This is a genomic window from Pseudoalteromonas qingdaonensis (assembly GCF_038739665.1).
Classification (GTDB): domain Bacteria; phylum Pseudomonadota; class Gammaproteobacteria; order Enterobacterales; family Alteromonadaceae; genus Pseudoalteromonas; species Pseudoalteromonas qingdaonensis.
This window is the reverse complement of record NZ_JBCGCU010000001.1, coordinates 380,977-404,588: the sequence shown is the minus strand read 5'-3', so window position 1 is coordinate 404,588 and position 23,612 is coordinate 380,977. Positions and strand designations below refer to the sequence as shown.

The 23,612-nt window shown below is 49.2% G+C and carries 26 protein-coding genes; 17 read left to right on the top strand and 9 right to left on the bottom strand.

Going from position 1 to position 23,612, the window contains the following annotated elements:
- Positions 1–61: 61 nt before the first annotated feature.
- From radC to rpmG, 3 genes are all read left to right on the top strand, one after another.
- Positions 62–736, top strand: coding sequence for a RadC family protein (radC, locus tag WCN91_RS01855; RefSeq protein ID WP_342675715.1), 675 nt, complete (start codon positions 62–64; stop codon positions 734–736).
- Between the two features lie 336 nt (positions 737–1,072).
- Positions 1,073–1,309: a 50S ribosomal protein L28 gene (rpmB, locus tag WCN91_RS01850; protein ID WP_010364213.1), complete on the top strand. Its 237-nt coding sequence runs from the start codon at positions 1,073–1,075 to the stop codon at positions 1,307–1,309.
- A 12-nt stretch (positions 1,310–1,321) separates the two neighbouring features.
- Positions 1,322–1,477, top strand: a complete 156-nt coding sequence (rpmG, locus tag WCN91_RS01845; RefSeq protein WP_099643121.1) for a 50S ribosomal protein L33 — start codon at positions 1,322–1,324, stop codon at positions 1,475–1,477.
- A gap of 895 nt (positions 1,478–2,372) precedes the next feature.
- Here the strand turns inward: rpmG and WCN91_RS01840 are convergent.
- The gene (locus WCN91_RS01840) at positions 2,373–4,226 is read right to left on the bottom strand and encodes a cation:proton antiporter (protein WP_342675714.1); all 1,854 of its coding nucleotides are present in this window, start codon (positions 4,224–4,226) and stop codon (positions 2,373–2,375) included.
- 555 nt (positions 4,227–4,781) lie between these two features.
- On the opposite strand from WCN91_RS01840, the gene proB reads away from it, so the two are divergent.
- Positions 4,782–5,888, top strand: coding sequence for a glutamate 5-kinase (proB, locus tag WCN91_RS01835; protein WP_342675713.1), 1,107 nt, complete (start codon positions 4,782–4,784; stop codon positions 5,886–5,888).
- Positions 5,885–7,132: a glutamate-5-semialdehyde dehydrogenase gene (locus WCN91_RS01830; RefSeq protein ID WP_342675712.1), complete on the top strand. Its 1,248-nt coding sequence runs from the start codon at positions 5,885–5,887 to the stop codon at positions 7,130–7,132. The genes proB and WCN91_RS01830 overlap by 4 nt, the downstream gene beginning before the upstream one ends.
- A gap of 55 nt (positions 7,133–7,187) precedes the next feature.
- Here the strand turns inward: WCN91_RS01830 and WCN91_RS01825 are convergent, their stop codons facing one another.
- The 3 genes from WCN91_RS01825 to WCN91_RS01815 all read right to left on the bottom strand — a co-directional run bounded on the left by WCN91_RS01825 (position 7,188) and on the right by WCN91_RS01815 (position 10,168).
- A complete protein-coding gene (locus WCN91_RS01825; RefSeq protein ID WP_342675711.1) occupies positions 7,188–8,408 on the bottom strand; it encodes a methyl-accepting chemotaxis protein in 1,221 nt (406 codons plus the stop codon).
- 180 nt (positions 8,409–8,588) lie between these two features.
- Positions 8,589–9,308: a glycerophosphodiester phosphodiesterase gene (locus tag WCN91_RS01820; RefSeq protein WP_342675710.1), complete on the bottom strand. Its 720-nt coding sequence runs from the start codon at positions 9,306–9,308 to the stop codon at positions 8,589–8,591.
- The gene (locus WCN91_RS01815; protein ID WP_342675709.1) at positions 9,305–10,168 is read right to left on the bottom strand and encodes a DMT family transporter; all 864 of its coding nucleotides are present in this window, start codon (positions 10,166–10,168) and stop codon (positions 9,305–9,307) included. Before WCN91_RS01815 ends, WCN91_RS01820 begins: the two co-directional genes overlap by 4 nt.
- A 226-nt stretch (positions 10,169–10,394) precedes the next feature.
- On the opposite strand from WCN91_RS01815, the gene WCN91_RS01810 reads away from it, so the two are divergent.
- Positions 10,395–10,787: a hypothetical protein gene (locus WCN91_RS01810; RefSeq protein WP_342675708.1), complete on the top strand. Its 393-nt coding sequence runs from the start codon at positions 10,395–10,397 to the stop codon at positions 10,785–10,787.
- Complete coding sequence (locus WCN91_RS01805; RefSeq protein WP_342675707.1) at positions 10,787–11,344, top strand: prolyl-tRNA synthetase associated domain-containing protein; 558 nt, start codon at positions 10,787–10,789, stop codon at positions 11,342–11,344. Before WCN91_RS01810 ends, WCN91_RS01805 begins: the two co-directional genes overlap by 1 nt.
- Here WCN91_RS01805 and WCN91_RS01800 read toward each other — a convergent pair.
- Positions 11,290–12,432 (bottom strand): MFS transporter, encoded by a 1,143-nt coding sequence (locus WCN91_RS01800; protein WP_342675706.1) that lies wholly within the window; start codon positions 12,430–12,432, stop codon positions 11,290–11,292. The two genes, WCN91_RS01805 and WCN91_RS01800, sit on opposite strands and share 55 nt — an antisense overlap.
- A gap of 166 nt (positions 12,433–12,598) precedes the next feature.
- Here WCN91_RS01800 and WCN91_RS01795 point away from each other — a divergent pair, with 166 nt between their 5' ends.
- The 4 genes from WCN91_RS01795 to WCN91_RS01780 all read left to right on the top strand — a co-directional run bounded on the left by WCN91_RS01795 (position 12,599) and on the right by WCN91_RS01780 (position 16,032).
- Complete coding sequence (locus WCN91_RS01795) at positions 12,599–13,138, top strand: DUF2058 domain-containing protein (protein WP_342675705.1); 540 nt, start codon at positions 12,599–12,601, stop codon at positions 13,136–13,138.
- A gap of 160 nt (positions 13,139–13,298) precedes the next feature.
- Complete coding sequence (locus tag WCN91_RS01790) at positions 13,299–13,598, top strand: c-type cytochrome (protein WP_425415999.1); 300 nt, start codon at positions 13,299–13,301, stop codon at positions 13,596–13,598.
- Between the two features lie 131 nt (positions 13,599–13,729).
- Positions 13,730–14,497, top strand: coding sequence for a class II aldolase/adducin family protein (locus tag WCN91_RS01785; protein ID WP_342675851.1), 768 nt, complete (start codon positions 13,730–13,732; stop codon positions 14,495–14,497).
- Between the two features lie 359 nt (positions 14,498–14,856).
- On the top strand, positions 14,857–16,032 hold the full coding sequence (locus tag WCN91_RS01780; RefSeq protein ID WP_105199432.1) for a mandelate racemase/muconate lactonizing enzyme family protein: 1,176 nt from the start codon (positions 14,857–14,859) through the stop codon (positions 16,030–16,032).
- 52 nt (positions 16,033–16,084) lie between these two features.
- On the opposite strand, the gene WCN91_RS01775 is transcribed toward WCN91_RS01780, so the two are convergent.
- Together WCN91_RS01775 and WCN91_RS01770 are read right to left on the bottom strand one after the other, a co-directional pair.
- A complete protein-coding gene (locus tag WCN91_RS01775; protein ID WP_342675703.1) occupies positions 16,085–16,456 on the bottom strand; it encodes a hypothetical protein in 372 nt (123 codons plus the stop codon).
- Positions 16,456–18,024 (bottom strand): S41 family peptidase, encoded by a 1,569-nt coding sequence (locus WCN91_RS01770; protein WP_342675702.1) that lies wholly within the window; start codon positions 18,022–18,024, stop codon positions 16,456–16,458. The genes WCN91_RS01775 and WCN91_RS01770 overlap by 1 nt, the downstream gene beginning before the upstream one ends.
- A gap of 177 nt (positions 18,025–18,201) precedes the next feature.
- On the opposite strand from WCN91_RS01770, the gene WCN91_RS01765 reads away from it, so the two are divergent.
- Positions 18,202–18,612: an META domain-containing protein gene (locus WCN91_RS01765; RefSeq protein ID WP_342675701.1), complete on the top strand. Its 411-nt coding sequence runs from the start codon at positions 18,202–18,204 to the stop codon at positions 18,610–18,612.
- Positions 18,613–18,618: 6 nt separating this feature from the next.
- Here WCN91_RS01765 and WCN91_RS01760 read toward each other — a convergent pair whose 3' ends face one another.
- Positions 18,619–19,011, bottom strand: coding sequence for an acyl-CoA thioesterase (locus tag WCN91_RS01760; RefSeq protein WP_342675700.1), 393 nt, complete (start codon positions 19,009–19,011; stop codon positions 18,619–18,621).
- A gap of 74 nt (positions 19,012–19,085) precedes the next feature.
- Between WCN91_RS01760 and WCN91_RS01755 the strand changes: the two genes are divergently transcribed.
- Entirely contained in the window at positions 19,086–19,814 is a 729-nt protein-coding gene (locus WCN91_RS01755) for an SDR family NAD(P)-dependent oxidoreductase (protein WP_342675699.1), read from the top strand.
- Positions 19,815–19,845: 31 nt separating this feature from the next.
- Positions 19,846–20,706: an amidohydrolase family protein gene (locus tag WCN91_RS01750; protein WP_342675698.1), complete on the top strand. Its 861-nt coding sequence runs from the start codon at positions 19,846–19,848 to the stop codon at positions 20,704–20,706.
- On the opposite strand, the gene WCN91_RS01745 is transcribed toward WCN91_RS01750, so the two are convergent.
- Positions 20,703–21,032 carry a 5-carboxymethyl-2-hydroxymuconate Delta-isomerase gene (locus tag WCN91_RS01745; protein ID WP_342675697.1) on the bottom strand — a complete coding sequence of 110 codons (330 nt, stop codon included), beginning with the start codon at positions 21,030–21,032 and terminating at the stop codon, positions 20,703–20,705. The two genes, WCN91_RS01750 and WCN91_RS01745, sit on opposite strands and share 4 nt — an antisense overlap.
- A 617-nt stretch (positions 21,033–21,649) precedes the next feature.
- On the opposite strand from WCN91_RS01745, the gene WCN91_RS01740 reads away from it, so the two are divergent.
- Genes WCN91_RS01740 through WCN91_RS01730 form a run of 3 tightly spaced genes read left to right on the top strand, consistent with a single transcriptional unit; the run spans position 21,650 to position 23,561 of the window.
- Positions 21,650–22,429: a hypothetical protein gene (locus WCN91_RS01740; RefSeq protein WP_342675849.1), complete on the top strand. Its 780-nt coding sequence runs from the start codon at positions 21,650–21,652 to the stop codon at positions 22,427–22,429.
- Complete coding sequence (locus WCN91_RS01735; RefSeq protein WP_342675696.1) at positions 22,426–23,052, top strand: LysE family transporter; 627 nt, start codon at positions 22,426–22,428, stop codon at positions 23,050–23,052. The genes WCN91_RS01740 and WCN91_RS01735 overlap by 4 nt, the downstream gene beginning before the upstream one ends.
- A complete protein-coding gene (locus WCN91_RS01730) occupies positions 23,049–23,561 on the top strand; it encodes a gamma-glutamylcyclotransferase family protein (protein ID WP_342675695.1) in 513 nt (170 codons plus the stop codon). The genes WCN91_RS01735 and WCN91_RS01730 overlap by 4 nt, the downstream gene beginning before the upstream one ends.
- Positions 23,562–23,612 lie beyond the last annotated feature (51 nt).

The window sequence follows — 23,612 nt, the reverse complement described above, 5'->3', positions numbered from 1 at the left end:
AAGATACCAGATGTCGGCTCCTTGCACTATAGTTTAGCAATTAGCAAAGCAAGGAGTGCTTATGCGTTTAAGTGATATTCCCCAAAGCGAACGGCCGCGCGAGAAGCTGCTTGCCAGCGGCGTTCATAGCCTATCCGATGCCGAATTATTGGCTATTTTCTTTCGTACCGGCGTACCCGGCGCCAATGCCGTGGAACTGGCGCAGCAGGTATTAAGCCATAGCCAGGGGTTGTCGGCTTTGTTGAATGCCGAACATGATGATTTTTGCCGTTGGCGCGGTATGGGAACCGCCAAATATGTGCAATTGCAGGCGGCCATCGAGTTGGCAAGGCGGCATTTGCTCAGTACCTTGGAGCGCGACACCCTGTTTGACTCGCCGCAGGCGGTACGTGATTTTTTGCTGCTTGAGCTAAAAACCCAGCAGCGGGAGCAGTTTTTGGTGCTTTTTTTAGATGCGCAGCACCGTTTAATCACAAGGGAAGTGTTATTTCAGGGCACTATAGATGCAGCGTCCGTCTATCCACGTGAGGTGGTGAAAGCGGCGCTTAAGCACAATGCCGCAGCGGTGATCTTGGCGCATAATCATCCCAGTGGCGTGGCCGAGCCCAGTCAGGCGGATAAGCTGATCACCCATAAATTGGTGCAGGGTTTGGCGTTGGTGGATATTCGCGTGTTAGATCATCTGGTTGTAGGCGGCAGTCAATGCGTTTCTTTTGCCGAGCAAGGGCTGCTATAAATGCCTCTTATTCTTTGTTGTTTACAACTTAGATTGTACTTCTGGGCGGGTAACTCAAGCCGGGAGCAGAACGCCTTTAGATAGCATATCTAGCAAAGCGCAAAAATAAACGCCTTTAGTGCAATTTAAATGCAGTTTTTGCTTTCCCTTTGCCGCCTAGATCTCTATAATTGGCCGCTATCAAAATTCATACATGAGCTGATTCTGAGATCAGATTCCTTGATCTTTGCCTGTCTATGCTGTATAAAGAGCGCCCTTCGATTTATCCCGGGGCAGTATACAAAAAGGCCATAAGGGAAAATTAAGCTCGAGCGAAGTTATTGGAGATAAATAGACATGTCTAAAGTCTGTCAAGTTACAGGTAAGCGCCCAGTGGTAGGTAACCACCGCTCACACGCGCGCAACGCGACTAAGCGTCGTTTCCTACCTAACCTACAAACTCACCGTTTTTGGGTTGAAAGCGAAAAACGCTTTGTATCACTACGTACTACTACTAAAGGTATGCGTATTATCGATAAGAAAGGCATCGACGCGGTTCTAACAGAAATCCGTGCTCGCGGCGAAAAAGTTTAAGGAACCTAAGTCATGCGCGATAAGATTCGTCTAGTTTCAACTGCCGGTACTGGTTACTTCTACACTACCGACAAAAACAAGCGTAACATGCCTGAAAAAATGGAGATCAAAAAATACGACCCTAAAGCTCGTAAACATGTGATCTTCAAAGAAGCGAAAATCAAGTAATTTGATTCTAAGCTTTAACAGCATATGCTAAAAAACCCGACTTTATGTCGGGTTTTTTGTTGCCCGTATTTTGCTTAGCATATTGTAGGCCGGTCTTTGCCGCCATGGTTGTAGGTCAGACTTTGCCGCCATGGATGGCGGTACTAGGGTAACGCAGGAGCAGTTACCTAGCAGTCTGACAATGGAGCAGTTACCTAGTAGCCTGACAAGGCTAAGCCTACGCAAGGCTAAAGCCTCGCCTACAGGTGTCTGTAAGATCTGAGTTAGCTGTTCAACAATTAACCCCAAACCTTCCTGTAGGTCAGACTTTGCCGCCATGGATGTAGGTCAGACTTCAGTCTGACAATTAACCTCGCAAGGCTAAAGCCTCGCCTACAGGTGTCTGTAAGATCTGAGTTAGCTGTTTAACAATTAACCCCTAACCTTCCTGTAGGTCAGACTTCAGTCTGACAATTAACCTCGCAAGGCTAAAGCCTCGCCTACAGGTGTCTGTAAGATCTGAGTTAGCTGTTTAACAATTAACCCCTAACCTTCCTGTAGGTCAGACTTCAGTCTGACAATTAACCTCGCAAGGCTAAAGCCTCGCCTACAGGTGTCTGTAAGATCTGAGTTAGCTGTTTAACAATTAACCCCTAACCTTCCTGTAGGTCAGACTTCAGTCTGACAATTAACCTCGCAAGGCTAAAGCCTCGCCTACAGGTGTCTGTAAGATCTGAGCTAGCTGTTTAACAATTAACCTCGCAAGGCTAAAGCCTCGCCTACAGGTGTCTGTAAGATCCGTGCTAGCAGTCTGACAATTAATCCCTCGCAAGGCTAAAGCCTCGCCCACAGGTATTTGTGAGATCCGTGCTAGCAGTCTGATAATCAAGCAATGCAGGAGCAATGGCCACTTCTTTTAATTCGGATTCTTCGTTGCCTGCAACTGAGGGTTTTTGCTTGCCCCGTTTTGCTGGCCATCTTTGATAAGCGACATTTTCGGCGGCTGCAAGGCGACAATTTTCTCCCCTTGCTCCGGCGGTCGTTCCATATCCTCGGTAATGATACGCACAGATTTCTCGGCCCCAATAATAAATAAGGGAATGGCCTCGGCATTAAATTCCTGGTATTGCTGCCAGTCAAATTCTTCACTTAAGCGTGTAGCACTGACCTTGCCGCCCTTGGCTATCAGGCTGCTGAGCTTGGCGTAGGAGCCATTATCGCCAAAGAGGATCTGCCGTGATAAGAAGGTGGCACTGTCTTTATTGGCTTTGGCGTGGTTTTGTGAAGACTTTAAAGAGAACACCTTATTCTCCCCCAGCAAATGGCTAAAGTATTGAATACCCAAGGCATTGTGATGGCGGTTTGGCGACAGGGCCAAGACCTTATTGAGATTGCCAAGGGGGAGGTAACGCTCGGCGTGCTCGGATTGCGGGTTGCCGTAGTAGCAGGGCAGGCCATCCATGCGTGCCATTTTACAGTTTTCCCAGGCCGGATCGGACAGATGCACATCTATGTCCTGATCTTTTAAACCACGGGCAATAGCGCGAGAAACATGGTTGGCACCAATAAACAGTAGAGTTGATGGCGCCGGCTGGCGCACTTCCAGCAGTTTTGCCAAGGGTACGGCGCTGAGGCTGTTAAGCACGACTGTCACTATGATCACGGTAAAGATCAGCGGCACCATTTTATCGGCATCGAGGATACCGGCTTCGGCCATACTCAGGGCGAATACCGAGCCTACTGCTGCTGCGACTATGCCTCGCGGTGCTATCCAGGCCAGCATAATACGGGACTTTATCGGCAGGTCACTGCCATAGGTGGAAAGCAAGATATTCAATGGCCGCGCTACAAATAGCACTATGGCGAGGAAGAAAAATACCTGGGCATCCAGAGCCAGTAAATCTTCTATCTGCAGGCGTGCCGCTAAGAGGATAAACAAAGTGGAGATAAGGATCATGGACAAATCTTCTTTAAACTCCAGCACCGAGTCTATTTCCAAGTCATCCTGATTTGCTAACCAGATCCCAAATACCGTCACTGCCAGCAGGCCCGACTCATGACTGAGATGGTTGGATACGGTGAAGCTGATCAGCACCAAGGCCAGAGTAAAGAATTTATGTAGATCGTAGGGCAGCCATTCACGACGAATAAGCTGAGAGGTGATCCAACCTGCGGCGGCGCCAAGTGAGAAGCCAACGCTTAAGGTGGTCACCAGGGCGCCCAAAGTATGGCTAAAGACATCGCTTTGACCAACCAGCATTACGGCCTCAAACACCAAGACAGCAAATAAGGCGCCAATAGGGTCTATCACTATGCCTTCCCAGCGCAGTACCCGGTCAATATCCTGGGTTGGGCGCATGGCATTGAGCAGCGGCGCAATCACGGTCGGTCCGGTTACCACTAATACGGCACCTAGTACCGCGGCCACCCGCCAATCCAGCTCAAGCAGTAAATAAGCGCTGGTGCTGATCACCGCAAAGGTCACCAGCATGCCCACAGAGCACAGGTTTCGTACTACTTTGCCTATGCCTTTTAGCTCTCGAAAGTGCAGGGTCAATGCGCCTTCGAACAGGATCACCGCCACCGATAAGGAGACCACGGGGAAAAGCAGTTCACCCAATAGCTCATCGGGTTTAAGTAAAGAAGTGGCAGGTCCGAGTAGCAGACCGGTAAGAAGAAGAAATAAAATCGCGGGAACGCGAAAGGCCCAGGCGAGCCACTGTGCAATAACACTGCATAGCGCAATTCCTGCAATATAAACTGCTGACATAAAAAACCTTTTAATCTATCCGTGAGATTTAAGTATGAGGTAAGTAAGCATCGATGACAATGTCGGCTGGGTAAAATCCCTATGCTGTGTGCACCCATATGCCAATATTGGGATATGGTCGTAAAATTAATATCATGTCTAATCTTTTTGTTGGTTTTTTAACTTTCACCTAGCTATTTTTTGCCTTGAAAATACGTATTATAAATGGGTCTTATATTCTCTATGGCCCGTTTATCCTTGATATTTACCTGCAGATCCGCATAATAACGTTCGTAGGCAAAATATTAGAGTGCTAATTAATTGTGGTTTTGCGCAGTATTGAGCAAACAAAACCACAACTGTTAGTGCTTTTTCTTAACTCTCTTGGATATGCGCTTGCTCTGACGTGCTAATGCGGTAGTACAGGCATACCTTGGTGAATCACGGCCCGCTTCATAGTGGCTTTTTAATATTTAAATTAGGCCTTTTTCCAGTTCGTGCTATCGCAAGGCGATAGGCGAGGCTATGAGCTGGCTTATAACCTGAGTAACCCTGTTGGTAAGGAATTCGAAGCACATGCAAAACTTTAAATGGCAACGTATCGTACTCAAAGTGGGCAGCGCCTTAATTGCGCCGGAGCAAAATGGGTGCAGCTCCCGCTATCTGCTCAGCATTGCGCAGTTTATTGTGCGTTGTCGAGCGCAAGGCATTGAGGTGATCTTGGTTTCCTCCGGCTCGGTAGCTGCCGGCTCACACCTGTTTCCGGCCGACAAAGTGCGCTCAGTGGCGATGAAAAAAGCCATGGCCGCGGCGGGACAAACCGAGATGATGGCGGCCTGGGACAGATTTTTCGATTTTCCTTCGGCGCAAATCTTACTGACTCATGGTGACTTGCGTGACCGTGAGCGTTATAAGAGTATTCGTGAAACCATCTTTACCCTGCTTGATCACGGTGTGCTGCCCATTATTAATGAGAACGACACTGTGACTACGGATGACCTTAGGGTGGGCGATAACGATAACCTATCCGCCATGGTTGCGGGGGCCGCCGATGCGGATGCCCTGATGATTTGCTCTGACGTCGATGGCTTATTCGATAAAAACCCGAATTTACACACTGATGCTGTGTTGTTGCCCGAGATAAGCAAGATCGATGAGTCGATTTATGCCATGGCCGGCTGCGCCACCAGCGCTGTGGGCACAGGTGGCATGAAAACCAAAATTGAAGCGGCGGAGAAGGCAACTTCGCACGGGATCACTACTTTTATTTTAAATGGTTTTAAGGAACAAACTTTTAATCGTTTGCTTGAAGGGGAGAATCCGGGCACTATCTTTTTGCCGTATGAAAAGCCGATGCAGGAAGCGATTCACTGGCGCACGCACACCGCCAGCGAGCAGGGTGAGCTTGTGGTTGAAGGGAGTTTTACCGAGCCTCTGGATAAAAATAGTGAACAGCTTAATCCCCATGAAATAGTAGAAGTTCGGGGCGAGTTTGCGGTCGGCGACACCATTTTAGTGCGCAGCGACGATGGCACTAAACTGGCCAAGGCCAGGGCTAACTACAGCAGTTGTTTGTTGAACTTTATAGCCGAGAACGAAAGCACAGAATTCAGCGATGAGGTGCAAGATTCAATCGGCCCGATTATTTCAGATGAAGACATCGCAGTATTGGAGAAGTCATGAGTTTAGTTAAGGATATTTCCGTCCAAGCAGCCAAGGCCGCCAAGGTACTGGCCTTGCTTGATACCGAGAGTAAAAATACCGTATTGCGCGATATGGCCAAGGCACTGCGCGACAATAAAGAGCAGATTAAAGCGCGCAATGAACAAGACCTTGCCCAGGCCCGTGACAATAACCTGGCCCCGGCCATGGTTGATCGTCTTACCCTGACGGATGAGCGTATAGAAGATATGGCCGTTGGTATTGAAACCATTGCCGAGCTTGACGACCCTGTGGGCCTGTTACGCTCGTTAGGCGAGCGTCCCAATGGCATTAAAATTACTAAAATGCGGGTACCGCTTGGGGTGATCTGCATGATTTATGAGGCGCGCCCGAATGTCACCGCCGATGCTGGAGCCTTGTGTTTTAAATCAGGTAATGCGGTGATTTTACGTGGTGGTAAAGAGGCACTGGCCTCAAGCATGGCCATCGCCGAGGTACTGCATCAGGTATTAGCGCAGCATAATTTACCAAAGGCGCTGATCTCTGTGATCCCAAACCCAGATCGTGCTCTGCTGATGGAGCTGATGCGCCAGCGCGAGACCATCGACCTTATCATCCCTCGCGGCGGTGAAGGCCTGATTAACTTTGTTACCGAAAACAGCACCATTCCGGTGATCCAGCACTTTAAGGGCGTATGTCACCTTTATGTGGATAAGGACGCGGATTTGGATATTGCCTTGAACCTGCTGTTAAACGGTAAAACGCAGCGCACTGGGGTATGTAATGCTCTCGAAGGCCTGGTAGTGCATCAGGCTATTGCCCCGCAATTTTTACCTATGGCTGCCAAGGCCCTGGCCGAAAAAGGCGTGCGTATTAACGCCGACAGCCAGGCGGCAGAGTACTTTGATGGCGCCAAGGTGATAGGAGAAGACGAGTTCGGTGAGGAATACCTGGACTTAGAAATTGCCGTGCGCATGGTCGAAGACTTTAACGCCGCGGTGGCCCATATAGATCGCTTTGGCAGCTTTCATACCGAGGTGATCTGCACCCAAAATGAGCAAACGGCGGCGCTGTTCCAACGTAGTGTGGATGCGTCTGTGGTTATGGTGAATGCATCATCACGCTTCTCAGATGGTTCGCAATTGGGCTTAGGTGCCGAAATTGGTATTGCCACGACTAAGCTACATGCCTACGGTCCTATGGGGCTGGAATCCCTGACCACGGAAAAATACCTGGTCAATGGTATTGGTCAGGTGCGCGATTAAGCAAGGCCTGGAATGTAAAAGCCGCTTGAGCGGCTTTTTTTATGCGTGTTACGCCTTAGCTGACAAAGCGCTGTAAATCACTTTGGGTACTTCGGGTTAAATGCTCGGAGTGAGCGCATTGCTCTGCTGCCTGATCTATTTGTGTCTTGGCATCTTGTCCGAGCAGGCTGATGTGCTCCACCGATTTCTGCGTATGTGCCTGGCACTGCTCAAGCTCATGAACAGCGGCCACTATTTCCTGCAATTGGCGCTGGTTTTGTTCAAAGTCACTGACCAGCTGGCTAAAACCATTGGCTGTGCTGTTGATGGCTTGTTCGGCTTGCGATGAATGATCGATCAATTGCAGTGACTCCTCACTGGTATCAGCCACCAAGCTATTCATTTGATTGATAAACTCACTGATCTGCCTGGTTGCATCGCTGACCTTAAGCGACAGGCTTCTGACCTCATCGGCGACCACGGCAAAGCCGCGGCCAGCTTCTCCGGCTCGGGCGGCTTCAATAGCGGCATTCAAGGCCAGTAAGTTGGTTTGGTCGGCAAAGCCTTCGACCATTCTGAGGATGTTACGAATGTTTTCCGAGTTCTCTTTTAGCCCGGTCACTGTGTCGGCAAAACGGGCTAGAAGCTGGGTAATTTGTTTAATTTTCGCTACTAGCTGACTGAGCTCTTGTGACGAACCCTGCACAAAGCTGAGGCTATCGCTGTTGGCATTAAATACCGCATCAGTGCTGACGACTATTTGCTCCAGGCTTTGTGTCACCTGGGCTGTGCCGGCGGCTATTTCATTACTAAAGTGCAGTTGTTGCGCGCCCAGTTCGGCAGAATTCTGCATTGATAAATTGACTTGTTGATTGCTGTTAGCGGCCTGTGCGGCACCATGGTAAGTGCTGGTAAGCAAGTCCCCAAGATGATGAACAAACTGATTATATTGCTCGCTAAGCTCACGAAATTCATCAAAGGTGAATTGCGGCAATCGGGCGTTGAGGGTGGCGTCCTGGTTGTTTATTTGGATCAGGGTGTCGCGCATGGCTTGAACCGGGCGTACCATCAGGTGGCGCATATAAAAGATGGTGAAAATAAAGCCACTGACAATGATGCCGGTGAGTACGAAGAACAGTGCTAACCCCTGTTCATTTGCCGCCAGCTCTTGATAAAGCCAATACAGGCTAATGGATTGTAACAGCAGTAAAAAGCTGAGGTTTCCGACTATTTTACGCGTCAGGGTGTAAAAAAAGGTTTGTTCAATATAGTTGTAAATGCGCATAAACCGACTCATTAAATGCTGCTACCTCTGCTTGTCAGAGTGGATATTTTCCACCTGGTATAGGCGAAAACATAATTCCTTAAACCCTTATCGGCCGTGGCTAGAAAAACTATAGGGCACAGCGGCTTAAACTAGTTTGTTATACCAATTCTGTTAAGTATGTGATCAGTTTTAGCCCGCTAGAATGATTAGCTATTTAAGTGAATTGGTATTATCTCCATGCTGTGCCAATACTTGCTTGGTATTGCATGGGAAGTTGGTAAAGACGCCATCTAGCCCCAGTGCCTGCATGGCTAAAATGTCTTCGTCTTTATCTACCGTGTAGGCATACACCTCCAGCCCTCTGGCTTTGGCATCGGCGATAAACTCATGGTTAACAAAGTTTTTATCCAGATGCAGGCTATAGGCATTAAGGCGCTGCGCAAATTCCGCATAGCCTAAGGGAATAGATGATGTTAAGGCGCCAATTTTGACCCAGGGCAGGTGTTGCTTCAACCATTGCAGTTGATGGTGATCAAAAGAAGAGACAATAAGTTTCTCACGGCTAAGTCGGCCTTGGTCAACATTGTGCTCCAAGGTGCTGACCAGCTTATCTAAAGAGAAGGTGTGTTTTAATTCCAGGTTTAACAGGGTTTTATTGCCCACCCAGTTAATCACATCTTGCAGGCCCGGTACCTTTTGTCCATTCCCGGCATCCACTCTTTGAATGTCGGCAAAGGCGGTGGCATTGACCTTGCCTTGCCCCGAGGTGGTTCTGTCCAACCAGGAATCGTGGATGATAACGTAATCATCCAAACAGCTTTGTAAATCCAGTTCAATGCCATCGACACCTATGTTTAGCGCCGAACTAATGGCGATTTCGGTGTTTTCCGGGTGGTTGCCGCTGGCTCCACGGTGTGCAAAAACCTTCATTTTGGTTGCCTCGAGACTGACCAGGTTTCAAAAAGGGCTGCGCTGACTATCATCAGACCGCCGATTAACGTCGCCGTATCGGGACGCTCTTGTAGCAGCATAAACGCCAAAATGGTTGCGTACAAGGGCTGTAAACAAGAGATAAGCCCTGCCGTGGTGGCGCTGAGCCCTCGCAGAGAAGCGGCAAATAAGGCATGGGGCGCGGCGGTAAAAACAATGGCTACCAGAAGCAAGAGGGCAAGGTCACGATTGGGGATGTCCGCCACCGGCACCTCGACAAAAGCGCACAGCATCAGCGCCGCAACCAGGGTTTGGTAAAACATGGTTTGTGGACCGCTGTAATGGGTGAAATAACGCTTTTGGAAAATATTGCGCAGGGCAAAGCACAGTGCTGAAAATACGCCTGTTACTATCCCCAAGGTGATATCGTTGCCTAAATTCGCCTCCGGCACCAAGAGGTAAATGCCGAAGCTGACCACTAAGGCGCTGACTATATCCTTGGCTTTTGGCCATTGACGATGAAACAGGGGCTCGATTAAAACGGTAAGTACTGGATAACTGAAAAACGCGATTATGCCTATGGTGATCCCCGCCAGCTGCATGCCGGCAAAGTAAGTAACCCAATGTATGCCAACTATCATGCCAAGGCCTATGGCAATGGCATAATCTTTATGGCTGTTTAAACGTATACGTTGACCCTGAAAACCAAGCAGTAAGGCCAGAGCCGCTGCGGCCACCGCGGTGCGGTACACCGTGATATCTAGAGCCGAAAGATTGATCAACTTGGCAAATAGGGCGGTGCCGCCAAATAAGAGTACGGCAATATGCAGATAAATAAGGCTTTGTTTATGGGGATTCATAACGGCAAGAATGAATTTTTTGCCAGCATATCATGGCGATTAAGGCAGAGATATGAAGGAGCAGGATATTTTTGTGTAAATGCGACCAAGAGCTAATAGGGAGGCGCTTGCCGTGGTAATTAATCTAGGATTGCGGACATCGACTAGCAAAAAACTGCGATAAATTCCCCAAATGTGTGCGGCTTTGTTACAGTAGCAGGTAAGTATAAGAACAATAGTCGAAGTTATGAAAAGCGCTCTACTCCTTTTATTATTCACCGCCTTGCTGCTGGGCTGCTCGTCCTCCCCAGATGAGCGTCAATATGAAATTCACAGTCAGGATTTTTACGCCAAGCTTGATGATCAGGGGCGCAAGATTTTTGCCTATGTGATGACGGTTAAAGCCAGTAAGCGTGCCGCCTTGGATCTCAACAAGCCCATCAGCCGTAAGCAAATGAAAACTTATATCGAACGCGAGCATTTTGATGAATCCAGGGTGCTTAAGTTACAACTTGAAGATGAAGCAGCAGCGGCGCTGAAAAAAGAGTTAAAAGAGCGCGATTATTGCCCCGATGCCTATGAGATAAATGAAGTTCTTTGGCGCGATTTTAGCGTGCAGCTGCGCGGCGTTTGTTTGTAATGGCGGCCAGTATTGAAGCCTTGGCAGCACTGTTGTCGCAACTGAATATCGACTGTGAAAAGGTTGTCCACCCGCCGCTGGCCACCGCTAGAGCCGCCGATGAAATCGCTCTGCACCGACCCGGCGTGCGTTTGAAAAACCTGTTTTTGCGCGATAATTATGGCCGTCGTCATTTTTTGCTCATTACTGCCCACGATGCGCTGGTGGATCTTAAGGCGCTTTCTAAAGCGCAGCAGGTGTCCCGCTTAGGTTTTGCTTCCGATGAGCGCTTACTGCGCTACCTGGGCGTGCGCCCCGGTTGTGTATCCATGCTGGCGCTGATGAACGACCCAGAGCAGGAGGTGGAGTTATGGCTGGATGCGGCCATTTGGGATGATCCCCAAGGCCATTTCCAAGGTAATAACCAAGACGAAACCTTGTACCATTGTCACCCCTTCGATAATGAGCAAACCTGGCTTATGCCTAAGGCCGGGCTCAACAGTTTGTTTAAGCACTGGCAGCGTCAGCCCCTGGTGTTGCCCGTGGCTAAGCGTTGCGGCAGCACTATCAAGCCATAACCCATTAAGCAGACAAGTAAAATACAGGTCAAAAACGCATATTCGCCATATTCCTGATAAAGCAGCCCGGGTAAAAAGGAGCCCAGGGCGCCGCCGCTGTAATAAAACGACACATAGACACCATTGGTCAAACTGGCGCTGGCGCGACTGAGGCGATTTACCAGCGGCGCGGCACTGGCATGAATAATAAACATGGCGGCGCAGAAGCAGGTAAAGGCAATAAGGAACACGCTCAGGTGCTGATAGAACATCAGGGCTATGGTGGCGCAATAAAATAAAAACACGCCGCCGAGCAAGGCAAACATATTCTTAAAGCGCCTGTGCAGATAGGGTGTGATCAAGGTCGCTAAGGCGCCAAGCAAATAGCCGCTATAGACTAAACCAATATTTTTGGTGCTGCTCATGGCATAGGTGCTGCGCAGAATAAAGGGCAGGTAATTCAGCAGTGCGGCAAAGCAAAAGAACATGCAAAACACCGCCCCATAAAGGCTGAGAATGCGCGTTGTAGCCAATGCCTTAAGATTTCCCCGCCAAGGCGTGTGAGCTTGGTAAACAGGCTTTTTCTTGGCGCGAATAAATAAAGCCAGCAACAATAAGAGCAAGGAATTTAGCCAAAAGAAGCTCTGCCAGCTCAGGTATTCGGCAAACCCCGCCGCCAGGGCGCGACCTAAAAAGCCACCGGCTATGGTACTGCCGATATAGGCACTCATTTTGGCGCTGATAGCTTCCCCTTTAAAGCGTAAAGCGATGCTAGCAGTCATGGCCGTGAGAGCGGCGGGGAGTGCCAGGCCTTGTAACAGGCGCAGGGATTGTAACTGCCAAAACTCGGTGCACAGGGGCACCAGGGCATTGCTAAAGGCGAGCACCAGCATCACAATTTGCAGCACCCGATAGAGGTTGCGACGATTAAGTAAAACGCCATAAAACAAGGGGGCTATGGCCAAGGGCAGCATGGTTAAGGTCATTAATGACCCGGCGCTGGCGGGACTGACCTGATATTGTTGGGCAAACAGCGCGAGCAGAGGCTGCACCGCATAGAGCACAAAAAATATCACCACAGAGCAACAGAGCAACAACCAATAGGGCATAATAACGAACGTCAGAGACCAGGCGCGAGGGAGTGTATCATAGCTCTAAAGAGCGGGATAAAGCTTGCGATTAATCAAAGTGGCATCAGTTCGGCCATGCTACTGTTATTTCGCCAAAGGATGGGTAAAATAACCTTATTAAGTTAGTTTGTTGAAAGTGACAATTATGGGTTCTTTACAAGATCAGCTGCTAAAAGCAGGCTTAACCACCGAGCACAAGGCCAAGGTGGCAAAAACAGAAAAGCGTAAATCGCAAAAGAAGAAGAAAAAAGGTGCCACGAGCGATCAAAGCGATTTGCAAAAGCATATCGAGCAAACTAAAAAGGCGCAGCAGGAAAAAGCGGCGCAACTTAATGAGCAGCGTCAGGAAGAGCTAAAAGAGCGTGAACAGGTAGCCCGTGTGAAGCAGATTTTAGAGCATCACAACCAGGATGAAATTCGCGGCCCGCTGACCTTTAACTTCACCTATGAAAACAAGGTGAAGGAAATTGAGGTGAATGCGCAGACGCAAAAAGCCCTGGCTAATGGCCGACTAGCCATTTGTGTGCTGGAAGGAAAATTTTATGTATTGCAGGATGAACCTGCGCGTAAAATCGCTGAAGTAGATGAAAAATATATTGTTTTCCATGTTGAAAGCGATGATAAAGATGTCGATGAGGACGATCCTTATGCAGGCTACGAAGTTCCTGATGATCTGATGTGGTAATGCGCCATTTTTTGATTGCCGGATGCTCAGCGTCTGTTAATTCTTAGTTGCTACAGTGAAGAACAAGGGTCTACACTTATTGCTAGTGGGGGGGGAACCTCCCCAAATTTTACCGTCAATTATAAGAGTAAATATTATGAAAAAGTTCACTAAAGTACTTATGGGAGCCGGTGCGATTGCTGTTTCTGCAATGGCGATGAATGCGCAAGCGGCAGACGGCAAGGCGTTATACACAGAGAAAAACTGCCACACCTGTCACGGTGCCGACGGCAATGCGCCAATTATGCCGCTTTATCCTAAGCTGGCTGGTCAGAACAAAGAATACCTAGTGGCGCAAATGAAAGACATCAAGTCTGGCGCTCGTGCCAACGGCATGTCGATGGCGATGAAAGCCATGGTAATGAATGTTTCAGATGAAGAGTTTACAGCTATTGCCGAGTATCTTGCCAACGTTAAGTAACGTCAGGTTCGAATTTAGATAAAAAACCACCGTATGAGTTTTACTCTGCGGTGGTTTTTTGTTGAATGGCAGTTAATAAGTGTTTAGACTTCTATCCATCCATAAAGTGTGCGGAGTAGTGCATGACCCTGATCCCCCAGTTACCTAAATTAAACCTTAAAGATAAGGTCAGCGAACAAGAATGGCGCTTGCGCGTCGACCTGGCAGCCTGTTACCGCCTGGTTGACCATATGCGTTGGGGCGATCTTATCTACACTCATATGTCGGCGCGCATTGCTGGCACCGATGAGTATCTGGTCAATGCCTTTGGGTTGAGTTTTGATGAGGTGAGTGCCTCGAATCTGGTGAAGGTCAATCTTAAGGGCGAGATTTTAGATGATACCCCGCATGAGATTAACCCTGCCGGTTTCACCATTCACAGCGCCATTCATGAAGTGCGTGACGATGCCCATTGCGTGATCCACCTGCACACCAAAGAAACTATTGCCGTGGCCAGCGTTGAAGGCGGGCTTCAGCCTTATTCACAACATTCTATGTTCTCCCTGCCATCCTTGTCGTATCACGACTATGAAGGCTTGGCGGTGAACGAGGATGAAAAAGCCCGTTTGCAGCGTGATTTAGGCACCACCAACCATATGCTGTTGGTGAATCATGGCGGCTTAACCGTCGGCCCTACAGTGGGTGATGCTTTTATGCGTTTTTATGACTTGCAACGAGCCTGCGAAATTCAAGTGGCAATGCAAAGCATGAATCAAGCACCTATCCGCGTGCCACAGCCAATCATAGATAACATATATAACCAAGCCAATGTGGTGCACAGCGGCAGTACCGGCGGGCAGTTAGCATGGCCGGCCATGTTGCGTAAAGCGTATCGTTTAGACCCGGGTTTTGCCGAATAATAGGGTCTGTTGACCTTTGTTGTTCGTTTCTGCAGCAGCTTGTAGCGCATTTCTACTGTGTTGTTACATGTTTATGTAGAATAACTACACCACACATGTGCCGCCTTGTATAAATACACTACAAGCGCTGCCCTGCGGGTTCATCTAAACGCATCCTGCTCTGTGTTACTCGCTATGAACATAGGCGAGCAAGACCGAAGCAATGCTTCGCAGCTTAGCGAGGTGAGCGCATGGATGCGCGATGTAACCAAGCTTCATGGATGAATTTGACCACATAAATCAGTGATTATATTCATCAGAATGCGTTTAGATTGAACATAAAGTAAACCGCAAAGATAAACAGACCCTAAGGAAAGAAGATGAAAGTAAATCGCGTAGAAGTTTTCGATATTCACTGCCCAGACCGTCCGGCGTGGACCCCTGTTTTTGTGCGTATTCACACCGATGAAGGCATTAGCGGTGTCGGCGAAGCTGGTCTAGCTTATGATCTTGGCCACAGTGCCGCGGCGGCCATGATCAAGGAAATGGCCGAGGCCTTCTTGATCGGTCACGACCCGTTTCAAACCGAACTGCTCTGGTCGCGCATGTTGCGTGAAAGCTTCTGGGGCTTAGGTGGCGGCCCGGTAGTTTATGCTGCCATGAGTGCCATAGATACGGCGCTTTGGGATATCAAGGGCAAGGCCCTGGGCTTGCCTGTGTATCAGCTGCTCGGTGGTAAGGTAAATGATGAGTTGCGTACCTATGCGTCACAACTGCAGTTTGACTGGGACAGCGAGTTTAAAGCCCTGGTGCAGCCGCAAGAATATGCCGAGGCGGCACTTAAGGCCATAGCCGAAGGCTATGATGCGGTGAAGGTGGACCCCATCCAATACGATAAGCATGGCAATACCTATTATGATCGCACTAAGATAATTTCCCGCGCGGAAATGAAGCTGTATCGTGCTCGTATGCAGGCAATCCGAGAAGCCGTGGGGGATGAGGTGGATATTATTTTTGAATGTCACAGTTTGCCAGGTGCTACATCGGCGATTCAAATCGGTGAAATCGCCGAGGAATTTGACTGCATGTATTACGAAGAGCCGGTGAATTATCTAAATCACTCCTTGCATGCTAAGGTGGCCGATAAGGTCGCCGTGCCCATTGCCGGTGGCGAGCGTTTGTATAACCGCTGGGGCGTGCGTCCTTATCTGGAAGATCAGAGTATTGATGTATTACAGCCGGATATCGGCCTGTGTGGCGGCTTTACCGAAACCAAAAAGGTGTGTGATTACGCCGATATTTTCGATGTACGTATTCAGGCCCATGTCTGCGGCGGCCCAGTCGCGACCGCGGCCTCTTTGCACCTGGAGACGGCGATCCCTAACTTTTTAATCCACGAACATCACACCTATGCCATTAAAAAATGGAACCGCGAGCTGTGTATTCAAGACCCGCAACCGGTCAACGGCAAGTTTAAGGTCAGTGAAGAGCCGGGTATAGGTATCGAGCTAAATGATGAAGTGGTGATGCGCTCAGCTCGGGTAGAGATCAAATAGATATTAATAAATAGGTAAGAAAAAAGCGCCGACACTAGCCGGCGCTTTTTTGTTAACGACAAGTCAGGGTCGGGGCGGGCAAAATCTGCTCGCTATTAAGGTGTTGCAAATAACACTGCTTACCATCGGTGAGCAACATAAAGCGCTCAGGCATTTCTACTTGCTTGCCCATTATTGGATTACCTTGAGCGTCTGTGAAAGGAGGGGAGCTCAGCACCAATGAGCTTTTTTGCATAAACACATCTTCGCTAATATTCACCCCCTTGATGTTAAGGGCCTGAGCAACTAGGGCGGCTACTTGCTGCTGGCTTGGTTCGCTCAGCAGCGCCGGGCGCAACTCGTCCTGATTCACCGTACTGTTGCAGCCACTGCTGGTGGCAAGAGCTACCGCCGCCAGCAGGCTGTGGGGCCAAAACTTGCGCATTAGTTAAACTCCTTAGGTAAGGGGGTCACTATACGATTGTTTTTCAACTGGGTCTGCCAGCGGTTGTCGCCAATACTCAGACCCATTTCTGAAGCCGTACTTTGTAGCTCATAGCCTTTTAAGCCTGCCGCAGAGGCTGGAGCCGGGCACACGCCCGAGGCGCGATAGTTTAGTGCCGCAGCCAGCATGGCTTCGTTTTTATCGCCTAACAGGTGAGTAAAGTCATCAGGTACCGCGCACCCTTTTACATACTCAGGAGCCAGTGTGGTATTCGGGGTATTTTCGGGCGCAAAGCCATCGGCGTAGTCACCAAAGCCGGCATGGTTTACGCCGGTAAACTGAATGCTGAAGAAGGTGGTGTCACAGTTATCTGTGGGGTAAAAGCCGTAGGGCTTACCGCAGGTATTACCGCCAATAAGGATGACTTTAAAGCCACGCGCTGCTGGGATGCCGTTTAAGCCATTGATCAAGGCCTCACTGGCCGAGCAGGTGCCAGGAGACGCAAGAATAAAGACGCGCTCAAGGTTAAGGCTGGGTAATTTGGTGCCTGCGCTAATACCGGACGCTGGGTCAAAGCCAATATACTCATCGATAAAGGGGTAAGGAGTCAGAGGCTTGCCGGTCACTGGGTTAATTGTAGGGTGCTTATCATTGAAAACGGTTTTTTCAAAAATAAGGTTGTCTGTATTATATGTCCCCGCGATCATATAACCCAATTGCGCGGCCATGGCCAGTAGTCCGCCGCCGTTATAGCGCAGATCAACGACCAGATCATTGATATTGTTGCTGGCAAAATAGTTAAAAGCATCGTAAAGCTGGCGTTCGGCGGGATCATTATGAGAATTAAATTGTAGATAACCCACATTGCCATCATTAGTGGCAATAATACTTTCATTCATTACAGGGTCTTGCACAAAATTGCCCGCTGTCAGGGTGATTTTACGCTCTTCATTTGAACCGACCAGTTTAAAGGTGAACTCGGTTTGTATGCCTTTTGTTTCTGGGTATAGGGCGCTGTTCAGGGCCTCTATGTCATTGCTGTTGATCATATCAACACCGTTAACTGCGATAATTTCCCAGCCGCGTCTGACTCCTGCTGCATTGGCAGGGGTGCCAGGCTCGGTGTAACTGACCATCACTTCGCGGGGCGGGGCTGCACGGAGCAATTCAAAATTAAAGCCATAGCCCATAACTGTACCGCTTTCTTGCCTTTGCTGCCATTCGTCCGTGGGGATCACATAGTGGTATTTATCCTTTTGGGCTCCAGATGCTGTGGTGGCCGTGGTTTTTAAAGTATGAAAATACTCTTCCACAGAGGCAATGGAGGCGGGATCTCGGTCGATGATTTCGTCATACCATAAATAGGTTTCATTGCTCCACGAGCGCAACCAGTTTTTCTGGTTCAAGGCGCTGCATTGTCCTTTAAACTGACTAGAGGGTGCAAAAACGCCTTGGGACCAACTGGATGGGGTATCGCCACCACTATCATCGGTTGTGCCACCACCACAGGCCAGAAGCGCCGCGCTCAGGGCGCTAATAACTAAAGGTTTTATAAGCTGGGTCGTCATGTCGAAATCCATTTTTTAGCTGCTCTGTTACTAACTCTATACTAAAGCGTATGTAGCTGTAAAAAGGAAGTTAAAAGTTATGTTTTATGGCACTTTATTAAGGTGTTATCGGTGCAAATTCACTGTCTTTGCTTTAGCATTAAGGGCATTAGCAGCAGCGAGTTCAAGGTCGCAAGGGTGAGAAAAAATTTAATATTGGCGGCGGCCTTAATAATCGGATTAACGGCCTGTGCCGCACAAGATCAGCGCACGGCCGATGCGCTTAAATTTCAGCACTGGTATTTAACCAGTGTAGATGGGCAAGCGGTAAAAGCCGATAACACCTATGTGGGTTTTATTGATGCGCTGCAGTTAAATGGCCACACCGGCTGCAATAACTTTTTTGCCAGCACCGAGGTGGAAGAGCAAAGGTTGCAGGTCACTAATCTGGGTATGACCTACAGGGTCTGTGAGGGCGAAGTGCAGCGCAATGAAAGTGCCTTGTTAAGCACCCTAAAGTCATCGCCACTGCTGCAGATGGATAAAGAGACCCTGATCTTAACAGGGGCTCATACCCTTACCTTTACAGTTGGCGCTGCGCCTAAGTAGTAAGCCCTAAGCCGCAAATAAGCGCTCTAACTGCGCCGGCAAGAAGGGGCGGCCTTCGGCATTGACCGAGGTGCCGATAACCTTGGCTTTAAGCACTAGCTTGTCGTCGCTGGCGCGGTAAATATTCTGTATAAAGGCAAACTTAAGGCGGCTTTCGCGCACCATCTCAACGCCAATATAAAACTTATCGCCGGGCACCAAGGAAGCCTTATAATCCATTTCGCTGCGCACCACCACCAGGTTGATACCTTCTTTGGCCAGGGCTACAAAGTCAACATCCTGCTCTAACAGGTACTCATGGCGGGCATGTTCCAAGTAGTTGAAGTACACGCTGTTATTAACTATCCCTTGCAAATCGCATTCGTAGTCACGCACTTTCATATCAAGACGAAATGTCATTATTTTTAATCCTATATTTTTATTTAGCGCTGATGCTAGTATTAGCTGACATGTACATCAAGGCGTAAATGAATATGAGTGAAGTCGCTATTGTAACGGGTGGCAGCAAGGGAATTGGTCTGGCCATTGTAGAAAAGTTAGCAAACCAGGGATATAAGGTTTACAACCTGGATATTGTCACTTCCGATATCGGCGAGTACCGCCATTGTGATGTGCGCGATGTAGCCAGTGTGCAGCGAGTGATAGCCGATATCTGTGAGCGCGAAGAGCGTGTGGATGTCTTGGTCTGCAACGCAGGTATTCACCGCAGTGCCAATATAGAGCAAACCTCTGAGGCCATGCTTGATGAAGTGATAGCCCTGAATATCAAGGGTGCCTTTGCCGCAACACAATCCGTGTTGCCGCTGATGCGTGAGGCCAAACGCGGCTCTATTGTTTATATTTCTTCCGATCAGGCGCTGGTGGGTAAGCGCAATTCCTTCGCCTATAACCTGTCGAAGGCGGCGCTGGCGTCAATGACGAAAACCACGGCGCTGGATTATGCCGAATTTGGCATTCGTGCCAATGCGGTGTGCCCGGGCACCATAGAAACGCCATTATTCCACAGCGCTATCGACAACTTCTGCGCCAGCACGGGAGCCGACAAGGATGCTGTGGTGGCCGAGGAGTCAGCATTACAGCCTCTTGGTCGCTTAGGACAGCCGGAAGATGTGGCCAATCTGGTGGCCTTTTTGGTCAGCGAAGAAGCCGGCTTTATCACAGGCTCGCTGCAAGTGATTGACGGCGGCTATACGGCGCAGTAATGAGTCTGTGGCAGTCTTAATGGAGAAGCCTTTGGCAACGCCCGTTTTTGATCCCCATGTGCATTTTTTCGCTTATGCCCGTGGGGATTATTATTGGCTTAAGCAGCAAGGGCCGCCGTTTTGGCCGCAAAAGCAGTGCATTCAACGTGACTTCTCCATGGCTGACTTACACCTAAGTGAGGGCCAGGCTTTACAAAGCGTTGCCCATATTGAGGCGGGATTCGATAATCAACACCCAGCCAAAGAGCTGGACTGGCTGCGAAGCCAAGGTTTTAGCGGCCCGGCAATCAGTTATGCCGCTATAGACCAGGCACCTGAGCAGTTCGCTGCTTCTTTGCTGCGGTTAAAATCCCCCTTGTTACGCGGAATTCGCGATATCACCGAAGGGCCTGATGGAGAGCGTCTGTTAAGCCCAAATGTAGGAAAAAATTTTACCTTGCTCTGTGAGCTGGGCTTGCTTTTTGAAGCCCAGTTTAGTCTGTGTGAGCCCGAGCTAGCGGCGGCCGTTGTGGCCCATGCCAAAGCCAACCCAGAATTGGCTATAGTGATCAATCATGCCGGTTTGGTGACCCCAGCTACCTGGGATGCCTGGTTGGCAGGCCTAAGCCTGTGCGCTGGGTGCGACAATATTTATCTTAAGTGTTGCGGCTGGGAAATTACTCACCCAGATGGCGATATCGAGTGGCAGCAAAAGGTGATCCGCACAGCCATATCGCACTTGGGTTACCAGCGGGTGATGCTCGCCAGCAATTTCCCCTTATGCTTATTTAAAACCAGCTACCAGCAGCTGTGGCTGGACTATCAAGCCATGGATTTACCCCACTTTGGCGCTCTGGCCTGCGACAATGCACAGCGACTTTACAGCACCGAGACACAGACTCCCGGCGCTTAGCACTTCATGTAGATCTCAGGATCTAAATCACGTACATCCACGCTTAAACAATCGGAGCGGCGACAGTAGGTGCTAAGGCACTCCAATAGCTGACTGCTCAGTTGCTGCTTTTGCTCGCGAGTGCGCCCGGCCATAATATAGGCGCATATATGTATAAAGCCGTCCTTACCATCGCCCAATTCATAATGCTGATAGGCAATGGCGCGCGTCTTAATGGTGGCTAGTTCGAATAGGCCGCTGGCATAGGTGGCCTGATGCACCTTGTCCACTAATACCTGAGGTAACACCGGCAGATCTTCGGAATGTTCTATGATGATATGGGGCATGGTCAAACTCGTTAACATTACATAAGTAGCGCCAGTGAGTATTCATACCAATTTTATTAAAACCTTGCTCAATCTAACGAGCGCTTTTTAATGCAATTGGTATATCTGGTTTAGCACATTTTTCAAAAAATGCCAGTTCCTCTGGGTAAAGCCTATAGAGCCAAGTCTTGGTGCCTTGTTCACCGAATGCGTGTCATCGCACCCAGCTGTTATTTTCTAATTGAGTTGGTATGCTTGGCTCTAGGGTCTGTTTATCTTTGTGGTTTACTTTATGTTCAATCTAAACGCATTCTGATGAATATAATCACTGATTTATGTGGTCAAATTCATCCATGAAGCTTGGTTACATCGCGCATCCATGCGCTCACCTCGCTAAGCTGCGAAGCATTGCTTCGGTCTTGCTCGCCTATGTTCATAGCGAGTAACACAGAGCAGGATGCGTTTAGATGAACCCGTAGGGCAGCGCTTGTAGCGCATTTCTACTGTGTTGTTACATGTTCATGTAGAATAACTACACCACACATGTGCCGCCTTGTATAAATACACTACAAACTGCTGCAGAAACAAACAACAAAGGTCAACAGACCCTGGGAACTTAAGTTGCAATAAAAATGACTATGTTGAGTTGGTTAAAACCTTCGCCTTTACTTGAAGAGCAAGAGCAGCAATGGCTGCTGGATACCTTTTTATGGGCCTATGAACACTTTGATGGTGATTATTTTCGCCAGCATACGCAATTGGTCCTGCCCACCAATGCGTTTTTTGCCGGCCAGAGCCATAGCGTGGCGCAAATGGCAGAGCAGGTTTTTACCCAGGTAAAACAATACGCTGGTCTTGAAAAGTGGCCCCTGGTGTTGGTCGCCCCTGAGCTTAGCCAGCCGCAGCGCTTCCCGCGTATGGAGTTTGCAAATTGTTTACGCGGCCCAGAGGCTCAATTACTGAGTAGTGATGGCCAGGTACAACTCTCATATAACCCGCAACAGATCAATCAGCCACAGGATCTGATCGCCAGCTTTGCGCAGGGTATGGCGCGGGTCATGATTTATCAGGGCGGTCACTTGCCACCTGGTGGTGAACAATACCTGGATGCCGCCACAGAGGTGGTGGCCAGCTTCTTTGGTTTTGGCGTGATGCTGAGTAACACAGTGTATCAATTCCGCGGTGGTTGCGGTAAGTGTTATAACCCCTATGCCAATCGTTCCAGTGAGCTGTCCGAGCAGCAGCAGGTATTTTTATTGGCGCTGTTTTGTCATATTAAGGGTTTAGACAAAGGGGCGGCGCATCTAAAAGGACATCTGCGCAGCTATTTTAAAAAGGCGACAAAAACATTGCGCGCCTTAGGACAAACCAGTGCCGATCCCTTGTTGCTCTCTTTGCTCACCAAGGAGCAGGGATGAGTTACTGGCCTGAGTTTGCCGCCATAGCCATTGCCCACTTTTTTGCCGTTGCCAGCCCGGGCCCGGACTTTGCCGTGGTACTCAAACACAGCGTCAGTTATGGTCGCACTAATGGCTTGGCCACAAGTGCCGGCGTGGGTGCGGGGATCTTGGTGCATATTATTTATTGTTTGCTTGGCGTCGCCTTGTTGATCTCTCAAGCGCCGACCTTGTTTATGGTGCTGAAATACCTGGCCGCCATCTACCTTGGTTATTTGGGCGTGCAGGCGCTGCGCAGTAAAGCGGCAGCGGTTGAATCTGAGCAAGCCCAGCCGCAATTAGACTTACAGCAAAACTTGCTGGTGGCCTTTCGTCGCGGCTTTTTAACCAATGCCTTGAACCCTAAGGCGACCTTGTTTTTTCTCTCGCTCTTTACCCTGGTGGTATCGGTACAAACACCAAAAATGGTGCAGTTGGGCTATGGTCTGTATATGGCCTTGGCAACCTGGGCCTGGTTTTCCCTGCTCACGCTCTTGCTCTCTAAGCAGCAGGTTCGGGGCTTTTTTAATGCCAAAGGGTTTTGGTTTGACCGCGCCATAGGCGTGGTATTAATAGTATTAGCGATTCAGGTGGTGTTGTTATGACACAATATTATTTTGCTTTCGGTTCCAATATGTCGGCGCAGCGTCTTGGTGAGCGCTTACCCTCTGCCCAGCGAGTTGGGGTAGCCCATTTACCCGACTATCGCTTGAGCTTCGATATGCTTAGCCTTGACGGCTCGGGAAAATGCACCATTTACCGCGAAAGTGGTGCCAGCGTGTATGGTGTGGTGTGGATACTCGATGTTGAAGATCAGGAATTCCTGCATAAAATCGAAGGGCCGCGTTATGACATAGCGCATATCGAAGTGACCTTAGTCGACCAGCAAGAGCCGATTCGGGCCTATTGTTATATCGCCAACACTCGCGATAGGGTGGCTTTGCCGTTCGATTGGTATGTGCAGCATGTTTATCGCGGCGCCCAAGAGGCGAGCCTGCCAGAGCACTATATTGCCGAGATTGGCCGCCAAGCCAGCATTGAAGATCTCAATCGCGAGCGGCACCTGCGGGAGATGAAGATCCACGCCGACCAAGCACGCAAAGGTGACTGTTAGGGCTAAATTGGCGCTGTTGGAAGATCAGGATTTAGAAGTAACTCAAAAGGA

Coding starts and splice junctions, on each gene's coding strand:
- radC (WP_342675715.1), top strand. CDS start 62: ATGCGTTTAAGTGATATTCCCCAAAGCGAACGGCCGCGCGAGAAGCTG.
- rpmB (WP_010364213.1), top strand. CDS start 1,073: ATGTCTAAAGTCTGTCAAGTTACAGGTAAGCGCCCAGTGGTAGGTAAC.
- rpmG (WP_099643121.1), top strand. CDS start 1,322: ATGCGCGATAAGATTCGTCTAGTTTCAACTGCCGGTACTGGTTACTTC.
- WCN91_RS01840 (WP_342675714.1), bottom strand. CDS start 4,226: ATGTCAGCAGTTTATATTGCAGGAATTGCGCTATGCAGTGTTATTGCA.
- proB (WP_342675713.1), top strand. CDS start 4,782: ATGCAAAACTTTAAATGGCAACGTATCGTACTCAAAGTGGGCAGCGCC.
- WCN91_RS01830 (WP_342675712.1), top strand. CDS start 5,885: ATGAGTTTAGTTAAGGATATTTCCGTCCAAGCAGCCAAGGCCGCCAAG.
- WCN91_RS01825 (WP_342675711.1), bottom strand. CDS start 8,408: ATGAGTCGGTTTATGCGCATTTACAACTATATTGAACAAACCTTTTTT.
- WCN91_RS01820 (WP_342675710.1), bottom strand. CDS start 9,308: ATGAAGGTTTTTGCACACCGTGGAGCCAGCGGCAACCACCCGGAAAAC.
- WCN91_RS01815 (WP_342675709.1), bottom strand. CDS start 10,168: ATGAATCCCCATAAACAAAGCCTTATTTATCTGCATATTGCCGTACTC.
- WCN91_RS01810 (WP_342675708.1), top strand. CDS start 10,395: ATGAAAAGCGCTCTACTCCTTTTATTATTCACCGCCTTGCTGCTGGGC.
- WCN91_RS01805 (WP_342675707.1), top strand. CDS start 10,787: ATGGCGGCCAGTATTGAAGCCTTGGCAGCACTGTTGTCGCAACTGAAT.
- WCN91_RS01800 (WP_342675706.1), bottom strand. CDS start 12,432: ATGCCCTATTGGTTGTTGCTCTGTTGCTCTGTGGTGATATTTTTTGTG.
- WCN91_RS01795 (WP_342675705.1), top strand. CDS start 12,599: ATGGGTTCTTTACAAGATCAGCTGCTAAAAGCAGGCTTAACCACCGAG.
- WCN91_RS01790 (WP_425415999.1), top strand. CDS start 13,299: ATGGGAGCCGGTGCGATTGCTGTTTCTGCAATGGCGATGAATGCGCAA.
- WCN91_RS01780 (WP_105199432.1), top strand. CDS start 14,857: ATGAAAGTAAATCGCGTAGAAGTTTTCGATATTCACTGCCCAGACCGT.
- WCN91_RS01775 (WP_342675703.1), bottom strand. CDS start 16,456: ATGCGCAAGTTTTGGCCCCACAGCCTGCTGGCGGCGGTAGCTCTTGCC.
- WCN91_RS01770 (WP_342675702.1), bottom strand. CDS start 18,024: ATGACGACCCAGCTTATAAAACCTTTAGTTATTAGCGCCCTGAGCGCG.
- WCN91_RS01760 (WP_342675700.1), bottom strand. CDS start 19,011: ATGACATTTCGTCTTGATATGAAAGTGCGTGACTACGAATGCGATTTG.
- WCN91_RS01755 (WP_342675699.1), top strand. CDS start 19,086: ATGAGTGAAGTCGCTATTGTAACGGGTGGCAGCAAGGGAATTGGTCTG.
- WCN91_RS01745 (WP_342675697.1), bottom strand. CDS start 21,032: ATGCCCCATATCATCATAGAACATTCCGAAGATCTGCCGGTGTTACCT.
- WCN91_RS01740 (WP_342675849.1), top strand. CDS start 21,650: ATGTTGAGTTGGTTAAAACCTTCGCCTTTACTTGAAGAGCAAGAGCAG.
- WCN91_RS01735 (WP_342675696.1), top strand. CDS start 22,426: ATGAGTTACTGGCCTGAGTTTGCCGCCATAGCCATTGCCCACTTTTTT.
- WCN91_RS01730 (WP_342675695.1), top strand. CDS start 23,049: ATGACACAATATTATTTTGCTTTCGGTTCCAATATGTCGGCGCAGCGT.